The sequence below is a fragment of the Candidatus Poriferisocius sp. genome (assembly GCF_965202595.1).
In the GTDB taxonomy this organism is placed as follows: Bacteria; Actinomycetota; Acidimicrobiia; order Acidimicrobiales; family Bin134; genus Poriferisocius.
On record NZ_OZ241836.1, the window covers coordinates 1,008,314 to 1,027,263 of the forward strand.

19 protein-coding genes and 1 tRNA gene are annotated in these 18,950 nt (G+C 64.5%); 5 read left to right on the forward strand and 15 right to left on the reverse strand.

The genetic code is table 11. From position 1 onward, the window contains the following. Positions 1 to 54: 54 nt before the first annotated feature. Complete coding sequence (locus ACOGXC_RS04945; RefSeq protein ID WP_419919597.1) at positions 55 to 456, forward strand: HIT family protein; 402 nt, start codon at positions 55 to 57, stop codon at positions 454 to 456. Between the two features lie 90 nt (positions 457 to 546). Here ACOGXC_RS04945 and ACOGXC_RS04950 read toward each other — a convergent pair whose 3' ends face one another. Beyond that, the gene (locus ACOGXC_RS04950) at positions 547 to 2,070 is read right to left on the reverse strand and encodes a DUF2079 domain-containing protein (protein WP_419919598.1); all 1,524 of its coding nucleotides are present in this window, start codon (positions 2,068 to 2,070) and stop codon (positions 547 to 549) included. 112 nt (positions 2,071 to 2,182) lie between these two features. Further along, the gene (locus ACOGXC_RS04955) at positions 2,183 to 3,904 is read right to left on the reverse strand and encodes an N-acyl-D-amino-acid deacylase family protein (protein WP_419919599.1); all 1,722 of its coding nucleotides are present in this window, start codon (positions 3,902 to 3,904) and stop codon (positions 2,183 to 2,185) included. Positions 3,905 to 4,039: 135 nt separating this feature from the next. On the opposite strand from ACOGXC_RS04955, the gene ACOGXC_RS04960 reads away from it, so the two are divergent. Beyond that, positions 4,040 to 4,117 (forward strand) — tRNA-Pro (locus ACOGXC_RS04960). An 84-nt stretch (positions 4,118 to 4,201) separates the two neighbouring features. On the opposite strand, the gene ACOGXC_RS04965 is transcribed toward ACOGXC_RS04960, so the two are convergent. Beyond that, positions 4,202 to 4,405, reverse strand: a complete 204-nt coding sequence (locus ACOGXC_RS04965) for a hypothetical protein (RefSeq protein WP_419919600.1) — start codon at positions 4,403 to 4,405, stop codon at positions 4,202 to 4,204. 166 nt (positions 4,406 to 4,571) lie between these two features. Between ACOGXC_RS04965 and ACOGXC_RS04970 the strand changes: the two genes are divergently transcribed. Beyond that, positions 4,572 to 5,822, forward strand: a complete 1,251-nt coding sequence (locus ACOGXC_RS04970) for an AAA family ATPase (protein WP_419919601.1) — start codon at positions 4,572 to 4,574, stop codon at positions 5,820 to 5,822. A gap of 30 nt (positions 5,823 to 5,852) precedes the next feature. Further along, positions 5,853 to 6,464, forward strand: a complete 612-nt coding sequence (locus tag ACOGXC_RS04975) for a DUF4276 family protein (RefSeq protein ID WP_419919602.1) — start codon at positions 5,853 to 5,855, stop codon at positions 6,462 to 6,464. Between the two features lie 47 nt (positions 6,465 to 6,511). On the opposite strand, the gene ACOGXC_RS04980 is transcribed toward ACOGXC_RS04975, so the two are convergent. From ACOGXC_RS04980 to ACOGXC_RS04990, 3 genes are all read right to left on the reverse strand, one after another. Beyond that, positions 6,512 to 7,621 carry a PP2C family protein-serine/threonine phosphatase gene (locus ACOGXC_RS04980; protein ID WP_419919603.1) on the reverse strand — a complete coding sequence of 370 codons (1,110 nt, stop codon included), beginning with the start codon at positions 7,619 to 7,621 and terminating at the stop codon, positions 6,512 to 6,514. A gap of 66 nt (positions 7,622 to 7,687) precedes the next feature. Then, positions 7,688 to 9,010, reverse strand: coding sequence for a ribosome biogenesis GTPase Der (gene der / locus ACOGXC_RS04985; protein WP_419919604.1), 1,323 nt, complete (start codon positions 9,008 to 9,010; stop codon positions 7,688 to 7,690). A 63-nt stretch (positions 9,011 to 9,073) separates the two neighbouring features. Then, on the reverse strand, positions 9,074 to 10,474 hold the full coding sequence (locus ACOGXC_RS04990; RefSeq protein WP_419919605.1) for a DUF512 domain-containing protein: 1,401 nt from the start codon (positions 10,472 to 10,474) through the stop codon (positions 9,074 to 9,076). A 112-nt stretch (positions 10,475 to 10,586) separates the two neighbouring features. Between ACOGXC_RS04990 and ispH the strand changes: the two genes are divergently transcribed. After that, positions 10,587 to 11,624, forward strand: coding sequence for a 4-hydroxy-3-methylbut-2-enyl diphosphate reductase (gene ispH, locus ACOGXC_RS04995; protein ID WP_419919606.1), 1,038 nt, complete (start codon positions 10,587 to 10,589; stop codon positions 11,622 to 11,624). A 43-nt stretch (positions 11,625 to 11,667) separates the two neighbouring features. Here the strand turns inward: ispH and ACOGXC_RS05000 are convergent, their stop codons facing one another. The 9 genes from ACOGXC_RS05000 to ACOGXC_RS05040 all read right to left on the reverse strand — a co-directional run bounded on the left by ACOGXC_RS05000 (position 11,668) and on the right by ACOGXC_RS05040 (position 18,868). Further along, the gene (locus ACOGXC_RS05000) at positions 11,668 to 12,408 is read right to left on the reverse strand and encodes a lysophospholipid acyltransferase family protein (protein WP_419919607.1); all 741 of its coding nucleotides are present in this window, start codon (positions 12,406 to 12,408) and stop codon (positions 11,668 to 11,670) included. A 7-nt stretch (positions 12,409 to 12,415) separates the two neighbouring features. Then, positions 12,416 to 13,060 (reverse strand): (d)CMP kinase, encoded by a 645-nt coding sequence (gene cmk, locus ACOGXC_RS05005; protein WP_419920017.1) that lies wholly within the window; start codon positions 13,058 to 13,060, stop codon positions 12,416 to 12,418. 160 nt (positions 13,061 to 13,220) lie between these two features. Next, complete coding sequence (gene aroA / locus ACOGXC_RS05010; RefSeq protein ID WP_419919608.1) at positions 13,221 to 14,513, reverse strand: 3-phosphoshikimate 1-carboxyvinyltransferase; 1,293 nt, start codon at positions 14,511 to 14,513, stop codon at positions 13,221 to 13,223. Between the two features lie 65 nt (positions 14,514 to 14,578). Further along, entirely contained in the window at positions 14,579 to 15,649 is a 1,071-nt protein-coding gene (locus ACOGXC_RS05015) for a prephenate dehydrogenase/arogenate dehydrogenase family protein (RefSeq protein WP_419919609.1), read from the reverse strand. Next, a complete protein-coding gene (gene aroH, locus ACOGXC_RS05020) occupies positions 15,649 to 16,017 on the reverse strand; it encodes a chorismate mutase (protein ID WP_419919610.1) in 369 nt (122 codons plus the stop codon). Before aroH ends, ACOGXC_RS05015 begins: the two co-directional genes overlap by 1 nt. Positions 16,018 to 16,130: 113 nt before the next feature. Continuing rightward, the gene (locus ACOGXC_RS05025) at positions 16,131 to 16,457 is read right to left on the reverse strand and encodes a hypothetical protein (RefSeq protein WP_419919611.1); all 327 of its coding nucleotides are present in this window, start codon (positions 16,455 to 16,457) and stop codon (positions 16,131 to 16,133) included. A 157-nt stretch (positions 16,458 to 16,614) separates the two neighbouring features. Then, the gene (locus tag ACOGXC_RS05030) at positions 16,615 to 17,331 is read right to left on the reverse strand and encodes a pseudouridine synthase (protein WP_419919612.1); all 717 of its coding nucleotides are present in this window, start codon (positions 17,329 to 17,331) and stop codon (positions 16,615 to 16,617) included. A gap of 96 nt (positions 17,332 to 17,427) precedes the next feature. Further along, complete coding sequence (scpB, locus tag ACOGXC_RS05035) at positions 17,428 to 18,042, reverse strand: SMC-Scp complex subunit ScpB (RefSeq protein WP_419919613.1); 615 nt, start codon at positions 18,040 to 18,042, stop codon at positions 17,428 to 17,430. A gap of 31 nt (positions 18,043 to 18,073) precedes the next feature. After that, positions 18,074 to 18,868, reverse strand: coding sequence for a segregation and condensation protein A (locus ACOGXC_RS05040; protein WP_419919614.1), 795 nt, complete (start codon positions 18,866 to 18,868; stop codon positions 18,074 to 18,076). Positions 18,869 to 18,950 lie beyond the last annotated feature (82 nt).

Here is an 18,950-nt window from a genome sequence, read left to right on the forward strand (position 1 = left end):
CCGGTTGATTGCCACTGCCGGGTAACAGTCACCTCCAGGTTCTACTATCGGATCATGGCCAGCGTTTTCACCAGGATCATCAACGGCGAGCTGCCGGGGCACTTCGTGTGGCAGGACGAGGCCGCCGTCGCCATCCTCTCCATCAACCCCACTCGAACCGGCCACACCCTGGTAATCCCCCGGGTCGAGATCGACCACTGGCTGGATGTCCCCCCCGAATTGGCTTCCCACCTCATGGTGGTGGCCCAGACGGTGGGCACTGCTCAGATGGCTGCGTTCCGATCGCCCCGGGTGGGCCTGGTCATTGCCGGACAGGAGGTGCCCCACACCCATCTTCACGTGATCCCGATGTTCGATGTTGCCGACCTGAGCTTTGCCAACGCCCGGGCCTCGGTTCCCTTTGAGGAGCTGGCCCGAACCGCCGAACGCCTGCGCTCCCACCTTCCGGCCGGCTAACCCACCTTCAGGCCGGCTAACTCGCCTTCCGGCCGGCTAACCCGCCGAACGCCTGCGCTCCCACCTTCCGGCTAACCCGCTTCCGGCCGGCTAACCCGCGGGCTGGCCGTGGATGACACCGAGGCGCCGGTAAAGCCGCATAATCCCGCCTCCGTCCTCCAGTTCTATCCGCTCGAAACCGGAGCTCCGGATGTCCAGATCGAAGCGCTCGACGTTCAGCGGGCTCCATTCCGGGGCGGCGGTGATGTCGAACACGATCCATTCCACATCGGGAGCGGCTTGGGTTGCGGCCCGGTCGGGACTACCCGCGGTGTCCAGTTGGTACAACCGGGTGCGGTCCGAGAGCAGAGGCAGGATCCGGTCCGAGGCCCTTACCGCGGCATCGGGTGGGATACGTTCGGCCGCTTGCTGGCGGGCTATGTCCATCGTGTCGTGCCGACCCCAGTCCCAGGGGTGCTGGTACAGCGAGCTGGGGGCATCGCGCAGAAAGAAGATCGTGGCGGTGAGCGCGAGAGCGGTGAGCAGGCGCCGGTCCACGTTCACCCGTTCCACCAGCACCCTGCCGGTGCGAGCCAGAGCAAAGACGGTGGCCACGAAGATGAACGCGGTCACCGGCACCGTCTGGGGGGCCTCGGCCAGTTGTCCCGTGGGCACATCGGCCACCAGGTAGACGGCGAAAAGGGGCACCACAGGGAGCACGTAGCGGGGCACCACCAGAGGCAGCAGCATCACCGGGGCCAACAAGAAGACGATCATCCGGAAGTTGGCTTGCGACAGGGTGTCGGCCACCGCCTCGTGGGGAGCGGAGATCAAGCCCCACAGCACTGACCCCGGATTTCCCCCTCCGAACTTGGAGAACGCCTCGAGGTGAGGAAACTCCCCGCCGTTGAACCGGGGCTGGATGGCGGTCATGGACACCAGCCCGTAGCCCAGCCCCCCCAGGGTTATGGCCAGGCCGGGGCGACGGCGACCCTCGAGCAGCACCAGCAGGCCCAACCCCGCCAGCGCGAAGGCCAGGTCGGATCGGCAAACCACCACTATCAGGGCAAACAATCCGAACCGGGTCCACTGCCCGCTCAGGGCATGTAGCACCGCGGCGAACAGCGCGGGCACCGCCAGAGCCTCAGGATGGAAGTCGGAGAGGTTGATGGCGTGAACCGCCGGGTAGGCGCAGTAGGCGAAAACCAGCGCCGCTGCAGCCCCCGATTTGAGGCCTCCGAGGTCGCGGGCAATGCGCCACAGCGGTACCACGGCCAGCGCCAACGCGGCGGCTTGCAGGGTCAGCAGCGTGGGCTGGTCGGGGAACAGGGCGGTCAGGCCGGCCACCGGGTAGAGGATGAAGGCAGCCTGCTCCCACAGAATGTGGTGGCCGGCCACACTGGAGAGCGGTTCGTATCCCTCCCCGATGAGCCACACCGCCTGGAGGTGGGAGGACAGATCCGCCCCGGCCTCGAACTGGCGGGACCGGGCCAGGGACAATCCCGAAAGTGCCCCGCCCCAGAGCAGGGCAACCACCCACGGAACCGCCCGGTCCACCTGCCTGGTGTCGAGGCGAGCCTGCCAGCGCAGCGAGAATATCTCCAGCCGGTGCCGCCACTGGACCAACATGGTCATGAGTCGCTCGTGTCCTTCTGATCCCGCCCACCCCTACTGGCATGTTCAGCCCACCAGTACGGTGTCGGTGTCGCTCCCACCCCGCCGGGCTTGCCCGCCCTCACTGGCATGTTCAGCCCACCAGTACGGTGTCGGTATCGCGCCCTGATCGCAGCAGAGTGCCGGGCCGGGCATTGGTCATCCGACCGCCGGTCACGATGGGGGTGCCGTTCACCAGCACGTGGTCCACCCCGACCGCGTTGGCGAACAGGCGGGAGGAGCCGCCGGGCAGGTCATCCACCATGAACATGTTGCCGGAGTCGATCACCTCGGGGTCGAACACCACCAGGTCGGCACGCCATCCCCGTTGGATGCGTCCCCGATCCCGCAGTCCGAACAGCCGGGCGGGAGCGTCGGTCAGCATCTGGATGGCTGTCTCAAGGGGTACCAGCTTGCGGCCCCGCAGGCAGTCACCCAGAAAAGCGGTGGTGTACGGGGCACCGCACATCCGATCCAGGTGGGCCCCGGCATCGGAGCCGCCCAGAAGGGTGTGCTCGCTCTGCCAGGCCTCGGCCCTGAGCCGCCAGCTCTCATCGTCATCGTCGGTGGGGGCCGGCCAGAGCACGGTTCTCAGTTCGTCGGCCAGCACTATGTCCACCAGGGTGTCGAAGTGGCCGGTGCCGCGCTCGGCGGCGATGTCGGCCACCGTGCGTCCCGCCAGCCCATCGTTGGTCGGGTTGAATGTGTCCCCGATCCGGTAGCCGCCCCAGCCGGTGAGCCGGGAGAACACTCCGGCATCGGGCGATGCTGCCCGATCGGCCAGGTGCGCCCTGGTCTGGGGATCGGCCAGCCGGGCCATCCGTTCGGGCACCGGCAGTTGGAGCACCTCCCCCCAGCCGGGAAGCATGTTGAGGGCGCAGTAGTTCAAAAAGCTCATGTTCATACCCACCAGCACCGGCATGGTCAGCGCCACCACCCGGGCCCCGTGCTCGGCGGCCCGCTCCGAAGCGCCGAGCTGGGCCCGGTACCGGTCGGGATCGGCCGAGTCGATGGTGAGCACGTTCCAGTTGAGCGGTCGGCGGGCCGATCTGGACATGGCCACCATGAGATCCAGCTCCTCGCCGGTGAACCCCTGCATGCACCCGTCGGTGACGTACTCCAGGGTGGTTCCCTCGTGCTGGCCCACTACCGAGCAGAGCGCCACCACCTCCTCGTGATTGGCGAAGCGGGAGGCCACCGGAGTCCCATCGCCATCGTTGTGGGTGTACGACAGCGAGGTGGAAAAGCCCAGACCCCCCGCAGAGATGCTCTCGGCCAGCAGGGCCTTCATCGCCTCGATCTGGTCGGGTTCGGCCTCGTTGCCGGTGGCATCCACCCCCATGATCGCCCGGCGGATGGCGCAGTGGCCCACCAGGAACCCGGCGTTCACCCCCAGGCTTCCCTCCAGGCGGTTCAGATAGTCGGCGAAGGTGTGCCACGACCAATCCAGCCCCGACTCCAGCGCCGCCAGTGGCATCCCCTCAACCTTGGCCATCATGCGCTGGAGGTAGGGGGCGTCGCCCGGTTCGAGGGGGGCCAGCGTGAAGCCGCAGTTGCCGGCGATGACGGTGGTAACCCCGTGCAGGTTGGAGGGAGAGGCAGCCGGATCCCAGAACAGTTGGGCATCGTAGTGGGTATGGGGATCCACGAAGCCGGGACTAACCACCTTGCCGGAAGCGTCGATCTCGGTACGCCCGGCCTCGGGTACCTCCCCGATCCTCGCTACGCGCCCGTTGCTCACCCCGAGATCGCCCGAGAAGCCCGGGGCCCCCGTGCCATCAAGAATGGTGCCGTTGCGAATCACAAGATCCAACACGAGCCCAACTCTACTTACGGGCCATGACAACGGACATCCCGGCAGTTCATCCGCCCCTCTCCCCCGCAGCTCATACTCGTATGCGGATATACAGATGCGGAACCCCTACCCCGCCGCACTATGCTCAACCGCCTACGGGCTGTGGCGCAGCTTGGTTAGCGCGTCGGTCTGGGGGACCGAAGGTCCCGGGTTCAAATCCCGGCAGCCCGACCACGATGGAGGCGATTTGCCGGAGGCGATTTGCCGGAGGCGATTTGCCGAAGGCGATTTGCCGCCTCACCGGGCTCATGTCCCACCTCAAAGCAGCAGGGCGATGCCCTGGATGGCTCGCCAACCGAGGTAGATGGTGGCCGCGGCCAGGACGAGCCAGAAGTGCCAGGGGGTCCGGCACCGGGTGGCGGGCGCAGGGGTATCGACCGCCGCGCCGCAGGCCGGGCAGGTGCCTTCAGTGGTTACCGAAGCCGGGTTCCAGAACCGCTCACACGGCTCACACCATGGCATACCCCTAGCTTGCCACCACCAGACACCAGGTACCCCGCCCCCATCTTTCATAGCGTCAACTGCCACTCCAGCACCCTGGGGCGTCTCGGCCCGATAGTGCCACCGTTGGAGTTCGCATACCCTGCTAGAGTAATTGCAATATGCCCAAGTCATATGAGGTGGCACAATGAGTAAAACAGCAACTGCATCCCAGGTGCCTCCACGAATCGAGCAACTCAAAGTACAAAACTTTCGTGCGCTGAAGGATATCGAGCTAACGCTGACAGACCCCAAGCGGAAAGACGATGTCATACCTCTTACTGTCTTGCTCGGTCCTAATGGAAGCGGAAAGTCCACAGTGTTCGATGTGTTCGCTTTTCTGTCCGAATGCTTTGAAAGCGGTTTGCGTAGACCCTGGGAAAAACGCGGCAGGGCCCGAGAATTGAAGTCGCGTAGTGGAAAGGGCCCAGTAATGATTGAAATCGCTTACCGTGAGCAACCTGGACAACCTCTGATTAGATATCACCTAGAAGTAGATGAAGAAAATAATCGACCTATTGTGGTACAGGAATGGCTGCAATGGAGGCGTGGCAGCCATGGCAAGCCTTTCAGGTTTATGGAGTATGTTAATGGGGAAGGACAGGTTATTTCTGGCGAATTGCCAGAAAAAGAAGACAAGCGTATCGAAGTTGCTTTGAGTTCTCCGGAAAGTCTTGCTGTTAATACTCTAGGTCAATTAGCTCAGCATCCCCGTATAGTCGCACTGAGGAATTTTATTATGGATTGGCATGTATCTTACCTTTCTGCTGAAGATGCTCGGGGCCAACCAGAAGCAGGCCCTCAGGAACGCCTTAGTAAGAGCGGTGATAACCTGGCCAATGTAATACAATACTTGTCTGAAGAACACTCAAGCCAATTGGAGTTGATTTTTGAAAAGCTTCGACAAAGAGTTCCAAAAATTGAAAAAGTTGCTGCGGAGACTATGCCAGATGGAAGGCTGCTACTGCAAATCAAAGATGCACCATTTCTCCATCCAATTATGGCTCGTTATGCATCCGATGGCACTCTCAAGATGCTTGCTTATTTGTCTCTACTTTATGATAAGAACCCCCCCAAATTTATTGGTATTGAAGAACCAGAAAACTTTTTACACCCTCGACTTCTTTATGGACTAGCAGAAGAATGCAGAGCAGCTACAGAGTTGACACAAATTTTGGTTACCACTCACTCACCCTTTTTTATTGATGCATTGCGCCCTCAAGAAGTACAAGTGCTCTGGCGCGATGAGTCTGGTTACACTCAGTGTCACCCCCTATCTAACAACGACAAAGTAAAGGATTTTATTGAAGAAGGGGCTCTACTAGGTGATCTATGGATGGAAGGATATTTCGGAGTTGGAGATCCACTAACCCAAGAAGGAATGCCAGAAAAGGTATAGGTAGCAACTAATATGTTAGATCCTCATATAGTGTTTCTTGTAGAAGAGCGTTCTATGCAAGCTTTTCTTGAAGCTTGCCTTCCAAAAATACTTGGAGGTTGCACTTTTGCTGTTTACCCTCACGAAGGCAAGCGTGACCTGCTAAAGAACCTTCAGAGCAGACTTAATGGGCATAAGAAACAGATGCAAAAATCTTTTTATCCTTATATTATAGTAGTAATTGTAGATAGTGATGGAGGTGACTGCAATGAACTTAAATCTAAAATGGAGCAGATATGTACAAGTACTAATCTCAAATCAAGGCGGTCTACTGATGATTCAGATTGGCAAGTAGTGACCAGAATAGCAGTAGAAGAGCTGGAGGCATGGTATTTTGGAGATTGGCCCGCAGTGCTCAAGAGCTACCCAAAGGTATCACCCACTATTCCAAAGCAAGCCTCTTACCGTAACCCCGATGCTATCAAGGGTGGTACTTGGGAGAAGTTTGAAAAAATTTTACAAAGAGCTGGTTATTTTAGGCAAGGAATCAACAAAGCAGAAGTCGCTGCTAGTATCGGTAAACATATCGATCCACAGGTCAATAAATCCCATAGCTTTAAGGTCTTTAGAGATGCCCTTATCGAAGCCACAACCCCAAGGTAGGGTTCGTATACTTCAGCGAAAGTTTGGTTCCGTTGGGCGATTTGGGGTTAGGAGCGGCGGACGGCTAGGATGGCTACGTCGTCGCTGATGGTGCCGTCGGCGAAGTCCCGGGCGGCTTCCAGCAGGCTCTTGCACAGCACGTCGGGCGAGACGGTGGGGTCGCGGCGGAGGTGTTGGGCGATGCGGTCCTCGCCGAACTGGGCATCGCCGTAGCGCACCTCGGCCAGGCCGTCGGTGTACATGAGCACCATGTCCCCCGAATCCAGCGGGATCTCCCTGCTGAAGTAGGCGCTGGCGGGGTCGAGCATCAAAAGGGCACCGGTGGCTCGCAGCGGCTGCACCTCCCGTTCATGCCATAGCCAGGCCGCCGGGTGGCCCGCCGAGGCGTACCTCATGGTTTGGGCCTCGGTGTCGAACACCACGATCACCGCCGAGATGAACTCCTCGGCCCGCTCGATGGAGGACATTTGAGCGTTGAGCTCCTCCAGCGCCTGAGCCGGGTCGCGGAACTGGCCCAAGAACACCCGGAGCAGGTACTTGGCCTGGAAGGCGGTGATCGAGGACTCGATGCCCCGACCCGCCACATCACCGATCACGGCGGCCACCCTGGTGGGTCCCACCCGGAACACGTCGAAGAAGTCGCCGGCCATCATCCCCTCACCGGCCTGGTACACCCGGCCCATCTCGTAACCGGCGAAATCGGGCAGGTCGTCGGGGGCCAAACGCCCGGCCCAGGCCCGGGGGGCGAGATCACCCTGGCTGAGCGTCTGCTCGGCCCGGCGCTCCATCTCGAACCTCTCCTGGGTCAGCCGGGCCTCGGCCAGGGATCGGCGCCCCCACCACAGCGGGAACAGGGCGGGTACCACCACCAGAACCAGAATGGCGGCCATCGCCCGGGATTCCACAGCCGCAGTCACCGCGGCCACCACGGTCAGAGACCCGTAGAGGAGGGCGGCATGGGCATCCCGGCGGAAGCTCGACTGCGCCAATGTGCGGGCCGCCTCGTAGTCATCCTCACCCTCCTGGTCATAACCCACACCGGCGTGGGTGTGCTCGACGCGCAGCAGGAAGCGATAGCGATGCCGGGCTGACCTGGCGAACACGCCCGAGGCCACTGCGCACACGCCGGCGGTCAATACCAGGAGCAAGGACTCCATTGCCTACGACCCCAATACAGGTACGCCGGCGGTCAATACCAGGAGCAAGGACTCCATTGCCGAAGGCTACTCTCCCGAGCGGCGGCGCACCCGTAGCTTTACCGGGACCGACCCCAAGCCGAAGGCTTCCCGGAGCCGCCGCTCCAGGTAGCGCAGGTAGGTGCGGGGCAGGGTCCGGTTGGCGAACAGCGTGAACGTGGGGGGATCGGATGCTCCCTGGGTGGCGTACAGCACCCGGGCACCGTCGGGAGCGGGATGGGCGGCCTGGGCGTCGCGCAGTACCCGGTTGACCGCCTGGGTGGGAATGCGGCGACGGTATTCGGCGATCACCTCCCGAAGCTCGGGCAGCAGCCGGTTCACGCCCTTGCCCGTGAGCGCGCTTATCCGCAGAACGGCGGCCTCTCCCAAAAAATGCAGGCGCCGGTCTATGCCAACGGCTATGGCTTCGCGGGCTTCGGTGTCGAGCATGTCCCACTTGTTGAGCAGTACGACCACCGGGCAACCGGCCGCGTCTATGCGCTCGGCCAGCCGCTGGTCCTGGTGGGTGACTCCCACGGTTGCATCCACCACCAGAAGGGCGATGTCCGAGCGGTCCACCGCGGCCAGGGCCCGCAGTAGCGAGTAGTACTCGGTGTCCTGGTCGATCCGGGCCCGGCGGCGCATACCCGCGGTGTCCACGAAGCGGATCGGCCCCAGCTCGGTATCCACAACGGTGTCGATGGTGTCACGGGTGGTGCCCGGCTGGTCGTGGACCACCGAGCGGTCCTCGCCGATCATACGGTTGAACAGCGTGGACTTGCCCGCGTTGGGTCTCCCCACCACCGCTACCGACAGGGTGCGAGAACCGGGGTCGGGATCGGCCTCAACCCCCGGCCCATCGGGCAAAGCGGCCATCGCCGCGTCCAGCAGGTCGCCCACACCCCTTCCGTGGAGTGCGCTCACCGGGAAGGGGTCGCCCAGGCCCAGCCGCAGGAACTCCCAGATGAGGGGCTCATGCCGGCTGCCGTCCACCTTGTTCACTGCCACCAGCGTGGGACCCTTTCGGCCTCGCAGCCGGGCGGCCACTGCCTCGTCGTCGCTGGTGATGCCCACCCGGCAGTCCACCACCATCACCACCACGTCGGATTGGTCCATGGACTTCTCGCTCTGAGCCGAGACCTTGCCGTCCATAGTGGCGTGGTTCCCCGACCCCCGGGGCAGCCACCCTCCGGTGTCCACCACCGTGAACGGCCTTCCCTGCCAGTGCGCCGGCATCTCCTTCCTGTCCCGGGTCACGCCGGGCTGCTCGGCCACAATGGCCTCCCTATGACCCAGGATGCGGTTCATCAGGGTTGACTTGCCCACGTTGGGTCGCCCCACTATCGCCACCGTGGGCAGACCCTTATCCATCCGGTGCCTTTCGCGCTGCGACAGGACACCTACGACCCGGCCACCGGCAACGCCAACCGACCCTCATCCATCCAGCGCCTTTCGTAGTGCGACCCCGTCGGTGGGCACCACCTCCACGGGGCGAGGCAGGTCGGCGGGCCGGGAGCCGTCCAGGAACATGCCCTGCGACAGGCACACATCGGGCAGCAGGTAGCGGTGCCCCTCCGGTTCGCTCTCCAGCGTGCGGGCGATGTCGGAGCCCACCAGAAGTCCGGCCACCGCGGTGGTGCCACCGAAGAAGTGGTTCTCAACCGGCACCACCCGCGCATCGCCCCGACCGGTCGATGCCACCAGCGGTGCCAGCACCTCGGCCCCGTACTTGCCGGTGATGACCCCCACCGGAGCATTCCCACCGGGCCGAAGTCCCACGAGGGTCCCCCCACTCGCGACCCTGGCGTTTTTCGCGGCCCGTTCCCCGCTGTTGACCCGCGGGGCCCGGTAGCCCGCCGCGGGTGCACCGTCCACCCAGGCGAAGAACCCGGCCCGGGTTCCGGTCACATCCTGGGCTTGGCCCATGAACTCCTGGCGAAGCGTGGCCACCATGCCCACACCATCCTCATGCATGGGGAATCCCTCGTAGGCCTCCGCAGCGGGGAAGTCGATCCCGGCCAGCAGGTAGTACTCATCAGCGGCGAACGCCAGGCGGTGCCCCAATACCCTGAGGTTGATCCCCTGCCACTGGTGAACCGCCTCGACCACGGCCACCGCCTCGGCCGGGGTGTGGGGCCTCAGCCGGGGTTCGGAGGTGTGACGGGACACCCCCAGAGGCACCACGCACACGCTGGCCAGCTCGGGGTATTCGTCGGTCACCCCGGCCAGGGTGTCCTCCAGCACAGCGCCGTCGTTGATACCGGGGCATACCACCACCTGGCCATGCACCTCGATGCCGTGGTCCAGCAATGCCCGCAACCAGCGCAGGCTGGTGGCTCCCCGCCGGTTGCGCAGCATGGTGGCCCTCACATCGGGGTCGGTGGCATGGATGCTCACGTTGAGCGGCGAGAGCCTCTCGGTCACCACCCGCTCCAGGTCGGCCTCGGTGAATCGGGTAAGGGTGGTGAAGTTCCCGTACAGGAACGAGAGGCGGTAGTCGTCGTCCTTCACGTAGAGGCTGGGTCGCAACCCCGGCGGGAGCTGGTAGATGAAGCAGAACTCGCAGTGGTTGTCACAGGTGCGCACCCGGTCGAACAGCGCCGAGTCCACCTGCGCCCCCAGCGGCTCCCCGGCCCGCTTGAGCACGTCCAATTCCACCACGATGCCGTCACGACCGACATCCAGGCTCAGCTCCGGCTCGTCAATTAGCTGCTGGTACTCGATTACATCCTTGGGAACGTGGCCGTTTATGGCCAAGAGCTCATCGCCGATTCTCAGGCCGGCCCTCTGGGCAACCGACCCAACGGCAACGGCGGTTACCCGGGGCGCGGACATGATCAAAAGGATACGAGTTGTCGAACTTGTAGCCGGTTGAAATGCCGTCGGGTTACCCGGGGCGTGGACATGATCAAAAGGATACGAGGCTTCGGTTGCTAGATTGATGGCGGTGGATGTCGAAAAGGTGATCCTGGCCGCTCCTCGGGGTTTCTGTGCCGGCGTGGAGATGGCCATAAAGGCCTTGGCCTGGCTGGTGCGTACCTTCGACGGGCCGGTTTATTGCTACCACGAGATCGTCCACAACAAGCTGGTGGTCCGCCGCTTCGAGCAGCTCGGCGTGGTGTTCGTGGACGACATATCCGAGGTTCCCCCCGGCCACCCGATCATGCTGTCGGCTCATGGCTCGGCCCCCGAGACGGTGGTGGCGGCCACCGAGCGGGCCAGTTACATGGTGGATGCGGTATGCCCGCTGGTCACCAAGGTGCATCACGAGGTTAAGGTTCGGGCCGGCAAGGGGTACCGGATCATATATGTCGGCCACGAGGACCACGAGGAAGCGGTGGGCACCGTGGCGGTGGCCCCCACCTCCATCCATCCGGTGGAGGATGTCGCCGATGTGGAAGCTCTTCCCGATTTCGAGGAGCCGGTGGCTCTTCTGGCCCAGACCACCCTGTCGCACCGCGACTGGGAGGGGGTGATGCACGCGGCCCGGAACCGCTTTCCCGACATGTGGACACCGGGGCGCAGCGACCTGTGCTTTGCCACCACCAACCGCCAGGCCGCGCTGACCGCCATCGCCGAGGCTTGCGACACCATTGTGATCGTGGGCTCGGCCAACTCGTCCAACACCCGGGCGTTGGAGAAGCTGGCCCGCGAGCTGGGCTGTGGGAGGGTGTTCCGGGTCAACCGGGCCTCGGAGCTGCCCGACGACATCACGGGAGTGGTGGGGGTGACCGCAGGGGCCTCGGCCCCCGAGGAGCTCATCAACGAAGTGCTCGGCCGCCTGGATCCGGCTCTGGGCATCGAGGAGGTGTCGATCACCGATGAGGACGAGTACTTCCCCCCGCCCCGGAACCTTCGTGATCTGATCGAGGCCTCCGGCTCGCTGGTCTCCTTCAGCCTGGGAGGGCCGCCGTTGCCCACCCCCATGGTGGATCGCAGGGTGGCGGCCAGCGATGTGCTGGACGGACTGATCGCCGGCCGCTGACCGATCTATTCGGCTGGGTGCGCCAGCCCGGGGTTGGCCTGGTTCAAGGGCTGCCCCCGGGAGGCTCGGTTGCTATGCCCAGCTCGGCCTGTACCTCGTCGAACATGCGCTGGAGGATTTCGTGCAGCTCGCCGGAGTACTGGGCAAGAGCCTGCCGGCCCTGCCTACCCCGCTCGTCCACCACCGGGGGGGCCAGCGGCTCACCCCACACGATCCGCACCGATCGGGGGCGGGGAAAGCGAACACCGACGGCCATCGCTTGCTCGGTGCCCCCGATGGCCACCGGCACCACCGGCACCTGGGCCTTGGCCGCCAGCCAGGCCACACCGTCCATCAGCGGGAATATGCGGGGTCCCGATTTGCGCTCCCCCTCCGGGAACACCACCAGAGGTTGCCCCGCCTCCAGAACGGTCAGGGCGGCCTTGAGGGCGCTGCGGTCGATGATGTCCCGCCGCACCGGAAATGCCCCCATGGCCACCAGCATCCATGTGGTGATGGGGCCCCGGAACAGGCCGCTCTTGGCGAAGTAGCGCAGAGGACGGTTGGCCGATGCCCCGATCATGGGGGTGTCCAGATTGGAGCGATGGGTGGGGGCGATGATCACCCCGCCCTCGCGGGGCAGGTTGCGCCGCCCCCGGGTTCGGCACCGGCAGTACACCCCGAACACCGCTCGGGCCAGCCGCTGAACCAAGAAATGGAAGATCACCGCGACGATCCGCCCCCTGGCCTCAAGCTCCTCGGGGTGGAGCTGATCGGCCCGATCCCGGTTGGTGTTGCCGTTCATCCCGTATTCATCCCAGTCGAGCGATGAGCTCGTCCACCACCTGGTCGATGCTCAAAAGGGTGGTGTCGATGTGTATGGCGTCGGGGGCCTGGATGAGGGGATCGTGCTGGCGAGTGGAATCGGCCGCGTCTCGGGCGGCCAGATCGGCCGCCACCGTCTCGTAGTCGAGCGCGCTCACCTCACCGGCTCGGCGTTCGGCTCGAACCTCGGCCGAGGCGTTCAGATAAACCTTCAGATTGGCATCGGGAAACACCACCGTACCGATGTCCCGGCCCTCCAGCACGCCGCCGCCCCGTTCCATCACCCAGGCCCGCTGGCGCACCCGCATCACCTCCCGCACCCCCGAGATGGCCGCCACCGTGCTCACCGACCGGGTAACCTCCGGCCCCCGGATCTGGGTGGTGACATCCACCCCGTCCACGGTAACCACCGCGTCGTCGATGCGGATGTCGCTGCTTCGGGCCACTTCGACGATGCCGGCACTGTCGTCCAGGTCCACCTCCCGGGCCATCGCCGCGAACGCCACCGACCGGTACATGGCCCCGGTGTCCAGATACTCCAGCCCGAGCCGCTCGGCCAGTTGCCGGGCCACCGTGGACTTTCCCGACCCGGCCGGTCCGTCTATGGCAATAACCCTTACCTCTTCTTCCACTTTTCTCTGCGGTTCCACTCCTAGTTGCCCGTCCACCCTTTCCTGCGGTTCCACTCCTACCTCTTCTTCCACCTGCGCACTGTGCCCAGCGTCGGCGTGCGTTTCGGTCTTTCCTGCGGTTCCACTCCTACCCCTTCTTCCACCCTTTGCTGCTCTTGGCTCACGGTGTCCATCCTGTGCTTCGGCTCAGGTCCCGGGCAAAGCCCGGATAGCTGGTGGTGGTCGCCTCGAAACCTTCGACGGTCACCGATCCGGCTCCGACCGCCCCGGCAATGGCCGCGGCCATCGCCATCCGGTGGTCACCCCGGGAGTCCACTATCCATCGCCCCGGCTTCCGGGGTTTTCGGGCCGAACTGCCGCCACCACCGGTGATCTCCAGCGTGTCGCCGTCGATCCGGCATTGCCTTCCGAGAGCAGCGAGCATCTCGGCAATGGCCGCCACCCGATCGGTTTCCTTCACCCTTAGCTCGGCGATGCCCTCCACCACGGTCACCCCTTCGGCCATGGCGGCCGCCACCGCCAGGATGGGTATCTCGTCTATGCAACCTGGCAGCTCGCCGGCAGCCACCCGGGTGGCTCGGAGTTCGCGGTATCGGGCCCGGATGTCCCCGGAGCTGCTGTCCACCGCGATGTCGGCCCCCATGCGCCGCAGGACATCGAGGAATCCGGCCCGGGCCCGACCCAGGTAGACGCTCTCCACGGTGAGGTCGCTGCCGGCGGTGAGGCAAGCCCCCACCAGCCAGAATGCGGCCTGCGACGGATCGCCGGGCACGCGCAGGGTATGCGGGGGCACTACCTCACCGGGCCATACGGTTACCGAGCCGTTGTCGCTTTCCACCCTGACTCCGGCCGCGGCCAGCATCTCCTCGGTGTGGGTCCGGGTGGGTACCGGCTCGTGTACCGTCGTGGGCCCCCCGGCCCGCAGGGCGGCCAGCAGCACCGCCCCCTTCACCTGGGCCGAGGCCACCGGCAAGGTGTACTCGATGCCCCGCAGCGCCCGACCCTCAATGGTCAGTGGAGCCAGCGAGCCACCTGCTCCGCTACCCAGTATCGATGCCCCCATGGCCGACAGCGGGACAATTATCCGGTCCATGGGTCGCCGCCGCACCGAGGAGTCCCCATCCAGCGTTGTGACAAAGTCACGGTTGGCCACCATCCCGGCCAGAAGCCGGATACCGGTGCCCGAATTACCCAGGTAAATGCTTTCCCGAGCTCCGCTCAGCCCACCGGTAACGGTCACCTCCCCCGGTTCGATGTTCTCTACCTGGGCTCCCAGAGCTTGGACGGCCCGGCGGGTGTGAACCACATCGTCACCGTCGGACAGGCCCCGGATGCGGCACGGGCGGTGACCGAGAGCGGCGATCATCAGTGCCCGGTGGGAGATCGACTTGTCGCCCGGCACCCGCAACCGGCCGATGAAGCGCCGGGGCCCGTCCACCGTGATCGTGCTCATCACAAACTACCCACCGGTGGGCTCGACAAGGGTCACTCCGCCGCACCTTTTCGTGATCGTGCTCATCACAAACTACCCACCGACGGGGTGTAGCCCTGCTCGGCCAGGGCTGATACCAGCGGCTCGGCCATCTCCTCGTTCACTACCAGGATGGCCACCCCCCGGCCCCCCTCCACCGAATGGGCGATCTCCAGATCGTGGATATTGGCCCCGACACCGGTGGTCAGGCTGGTGATGCGGGCCAGCTCACCCGGCCGGTCGAAGATTCGCACCCGTACCTCCACCAGCCTCACGTCCCGGTCCAGGCCCGACGGCAGGTGCATCCGGGCCGTTCGGGCTTGTTCCAGCAACTCGAGAAGCGCCCCCCGATTGCCGCCGGCCACCAGCGAGCGCACCTCACCCAGGGCGGTTATGAACCGGTCCAGCACCGAGCAGATGGCCTCGGCGTTCTCCTGGCAGATGTCGGGCCATATGCTCGGGCGACCCGAGGCGATACGGGTCATGTCCCGGAATCCCCCCGCGGCCAGTCGCAGCATCACCCGGTGTTCCTCGGCGTGCTCGTCGGCCAGCGCCATGAGCGTGGCCGCGGTCAGGTGGGGCACGTGCGACACCACCGCCACCAGGGCATCGTGGTGTTCGGGGGACAAGGACACCACCTCGGCTCCGAGCGAGGCCACCACCGAGCGGATCTGTACCAGGGCGTCGTCATCGGTCTCGTCGGTGGGGGTGAGTACCCACACCGCGTTTTGGAACAGATCGGCCCGAGCTCCCGCCACCCCCTCCTGCTCGCTGCCCGCCATCGGGTGGCCGCCCACGAAGCGCCGGTTGGCCACGGCGGCCACGATGGGGGCCTTCACGCTGCCCACGTCGGTTACCAGCCCTTCTCCCGCGGCCAGAGCCCTTCGGGACTCGGCGGCGGCCGACCCCACCGGGGTGGCCACAAACGTAATGTCGGCACCATCCGGCTGCCCCACCGCATCGAGCACCCCTCGATCCAATGCCTCCATGGCCACCGTTTCGTCCCGGTCGGTGCCGGTTACCCACCAGCCCCGCTCCCTCAGGGCCAGGCCGATGGAGCCACCGATGAGGCCGGTACCCACTATAGCCGCCCGCCGGGGGGCGTTTGCGGTGGGCATCACCCGGGCAGGTCGTCGCGCAGGCCCTCGGCACCCTCGAGATAGATGTGGTGCATCTCGTTGCGCCCCCGCTCGGTGGTCAGGTGGATGAGCACCCTCAAACACAGCGGTGTGGCCCCCTCGATGTCCAGTTCCTGGGCACAAAGCAAAGGCACGTCGCCCAGGCCGAACGTTCGAGCGGCTGCCGCCGGAAAAGCGGAGCTGATGTCGGGGGTGGCGGTGAGCACGATGCTGATCAGGTCGTCGTGGTCGATGTCGTTGCGGTCGAACAGCTCGGTCAGCAGCGCGACCATCCGCTCCTCGATCTGCTCAGCCGTATCGACATCGACGGTAGTGGCACCCCGGAGGGCCCGCACGGCTCTGCTCACCCCCCAGATCGTACTGTCCCCCACCCCCGAACCCCCGCACTCCGACAAAGGTTGTGCCAATCAATGGCAACCAATAAGGGGGGGTTAGACGGAAGCCCCGGTCTCTTGGCCTCTCAGGCGGCTTCGGCATCGCTGCCGGTTTCGGGCGTTTGGTCGGGTGGTGGTGCGATACGGAGGTGGCCTTCGATGCGGGCGCATCGTTGGCGGGTGTCCTCGATGAGGTCGCGGTTCTTGGCGATCATCTCGCGGTTTTCTCTGTTGGTGCGTTCGATGAGGTCACGCAGTTCCTTGTTGGAGTGCTCGATGAGGTCGCGGGTCAGGCCGCGGGTCTTGGTGCTGTCTATGTGCTGGTATCTCATGGACGCGGCCGCGAACAGCAGCATTGGGCCCATGATGGCGGCGATGATCGGGCCCAGGTCAGCCAGGGTGAGCGTGTCCATGACCGAACCCTAGCAGCAGCATGCCAAGATGCAAACTTACATATAATAAAATGCTATTGACTTAAATATAACAAAATATCATTGAAAGGCCCTGCGATGCCGTTGGGTTGGCTCGGGCTCATGGGGACCCTCAGAGGGGTAGGCCCCGGGCGAGGGGTCAGGCCGGTGGGTTGGTGTGGCGTTCCAGGGTTCTTACTTCGTTGGGGGTCAGCTTTCGCCATTCGCCGGGGGCGAGTTTGTGGTCGGTCAGGGGGCCGATGCGGGTACGGACCAGGCGGAGCACGGGGTGGTTCACCGCGTCGCACATCCGGCGCACCAGGCGGTTGCGGCCCTCGTTTACCACGATACGGACCACCGACGGTTCGGGCTGTGACACCGTGGTGGCCCGGGCGGGGCCGTCGTCCAGTTCCACTCCCTCGCGCAGTTGCCTCAACGCTCCCCGGCTTACCCGACCCGCCACCTGGGCCAGGTACTCCTTCTCCACACCGAACGAGGGGTGGGTCAGCCGGTGGGTCAGCTCGCCGTCGTTGGTGAGCAGCAGCAGCCCCTCGCTTCCGGAATCCAGACGCCCCACCGGAAAAACCCGGGGGTGGTCGGGTACCAACTCCACCACGGTGGGCCGTCCCTGGGGATCGGAAGCGGTGGTCACCACGCCGGGCGGCTTGTTCAGCAGGTAGTACACCAGGTGGGTTCTCAACCCCACCGGGATGCCGTCCACCGTTACCAGGTCGCGCTCAGGATCCACCCGTCGGCCCAGCCGGGCCGTCTCACCGTTCACCCCGATCCGCCCCTCGGCCACCATCTCATCAACCACCCGCCTGCTGGCCACCCCCGCCCGCGCCAGCACCTTCTGGACCCGTTCGGTTGGGCTCATGGTGTGCGTCCCGATGAGGGGTTGCTCGGGACCCGTTCGGTTGGGCTCATGGTGTGCGTCCCGATGAGGGGTTGCTCGGGACCCGTTCGGTTGGGCTCATGGTGAGGATTGGTCGGTTTCGGGGGATGGGCGACTTTCGGCCATCAGGCTGGTCTCCAGGGCCTCTATCACCTCGGGGCCGGGCACGAAGTCCACCAGCGGTGGCAGGTCGTGAATGGAGTCGAGGCCCAGCCGTTCCAGAAAAACCGGGGTGGTGGCGAACAGCCGGGCATTGCCCGGGCCGGGATCTCGGCCCACCTCGTGTATCAGCCCCCGCTGCTGGAGAGTGCGAACGGCCCCCTCGGCGTTCACGCCCCGAATGGCCGACACCTGGGCCCGTGACAGCGGCTGCTTGTAGGCCACTATTGCCAGCGTCTCCAACGCCGCCGACGACAGCCGGTCGCTCTGGCCGCTCACCACGAATCGCTTCACGTACGACTCGGCATCAGGATGGCTGCGAAAGCGGTAGCCACCCGCCACCCGTACCAGCTCGAACCCCCGCTGCTCGGCCCGGTACTCCTCGGCAAGCCGGGCGCAGATGGCCTCCACCAGCTCGGTGGGAATCTCGATGAGTTGAGCCATCAGCCCCGGAGCCACCGGTTCCACGGCCACCATCACTATGGCCTCCACCGCTTGGCGGGCCTCCAGGTTCATTTCAGCCTCGAGGTTCATCCCCGGCCCCGGTTTGGTCCCTCATGGTGTTTCACCCTTCATAATCGTCCGCATCCACCCTCGGCCCGCTCCCATCATCCCAAGCTTCTTCATCGGTTCGACCGGTCCAGGTGATAGTAATGTCGCCGAAGGTGATGGCCTGCGACACCTCCACCATGCCCTGCTTGTACAGCTCCAGCACGGCGAGGAAGTAAACCACCACCTCCATACCGGTCGCCAGCCCCTCGGTCAGTTCCCGGAACCCCACCGTCCCGATGGAGGGCAGTCGGGCCGCCAGGTCGTTGGTCACCTCACCCACGGTGATGCGGATGTCGGTCACGTGAGCCAGGCTCACCCGGGGTGCGGGCCGGGATACGGTGGCTCGGATGAACGCCGCTCTGATGTCATCCGGACCGATACCGGCCAAAAAGTCGGGCACCAGATCGATGTAGCGCTCATCGGGCCCCGCGTTGCGGGGATGGGCCCGCCCGGCCACCGCGGCCATCCGCTCCAGCGCCGAGGAAGCGTTCTTGAAGGTGCGACATTCCAGCAGCCGGGCCAGCAGCAGATCCCGCTCCGACCACAAGGCCACTTCTTCATCCACCTCCGACAGGTCGCCACCGGGTAATAGACGACTGCTCTTGAGCTGGACAAGCGTGGCCGCGATCAGCAAAAACTCAGTGGCTCCCCCCAGGTCGAGGTGCTCGATACGGTCCATCTCGGCCAGGTAGGCCTCCACGATGTCAACCACCGCCACCTCGTAGATGTCCACCTCATCACGCAGCACAAGGTGCAGCAGCAAATCAAGCGGTCCTTCGAACTCCCCGGTACGGACCTTTGCTCTCACTCCCACCAGCCTAGAGCGGGACAATGTTCGGGGCTGGAATGCTTGCTTATGGAGAGGGGCGGGTGGTTATAGTTAGGGTTAT

Bases quoted from the DNA above. Each gene is read 5' to 3' on its own strand.
- ACOGXC_RS05015 (WP_419919609.1), bottom strand. From the start codon at position 15,649: ATGCCCACCGCAAACGCCCCCCGGCGGGCGGCTATAGTGGGTACCGGC.
- ACOGXC_RS05025 (WP_419919611.1), bottom strand. From the start codon at position 16,457: ATGGACACGCTCACCCTGGCTGACCTGGGCCCGATCATCGCCGCCATC.
- aroA (WP_419919608.1), bottom strand. From the start codon at position 14,513: ATGAGCACGATCACGGTGGACGGGCCCCGGCGCTTCATCGGCCGGTTG.
- ACOGXC_RS04965 (WP_419919600.1), bottom strand. From the start codon at position 4,405: ATGCCATGGTGTGAGCCGTGTGAGCGGTTCTGGAACCCGGCTTCGGTA.
- ACOGXC_RS04970 (WP_419919601.1), top strand. From the start codon at position 4,572: ATGAGTAAAACAGCAACTGCATCCCAGGTGCCTCCACGAATCGAGCAA.
- ACOGXC_RS05000 (WP_419919607.1), bottom strand. From the start codon at position 12,408: ATGAACGGCAACACCAACCGGGATCGGGCCGATCAGCTCCACCCCGAG.
- ACOGXC_RS04980 (WP_419919603.1), bottom strand. From the start codon at position 7,621: ATGGAGTCCTTGCTCCTGGTATTGACCGCCGGCGTGTGCGCAGTGGCC.
- ACOGXC_RS04945 (WP_419919597.1), top strand. From the start codon at position 55: ATGGCCAGCGTTTTCACCAGGATCATCAACGGCGAGCTGCCGGGGCAC.
- ACOGXC_RS05030 (WP_419919612.1), bottom strand. From the start codon at position 17,331: ATGAGCCCAACCGAACGGGTCCAGAAGGTGCTGGCGCGGGCGGGGGTG.
- der (WP_419919604.1), bottom strand. From the start codon at position 9,010: ATGGATAAGGGTCTGCCCACGGTGGCGATAGTGGGGCGACCCAACGTG.
- ACOGXC_RS04990 (WP_419919605.1), bottom strand. From the start codon at position 10,474: ATGTCCGCGCCCCGGGTAACCGCCGTTGCCGTTGGGTCGGTTGCCCAG.
- scpB (WP_419919613.1), bottom strand. From the start codon at position 18,042: ATGAACCTCGAGGCTGAAATGAACCTGGAGGCCCGCCAAGCGGTGGAG.
- ACOGXC_RS04950 (WP_419919598.1), bottom strand. From the start codon at position 2,070: ATGACCATGTTGGTCCAGTGGCGGCACCGGCTGGAGATATTCTCGCTG.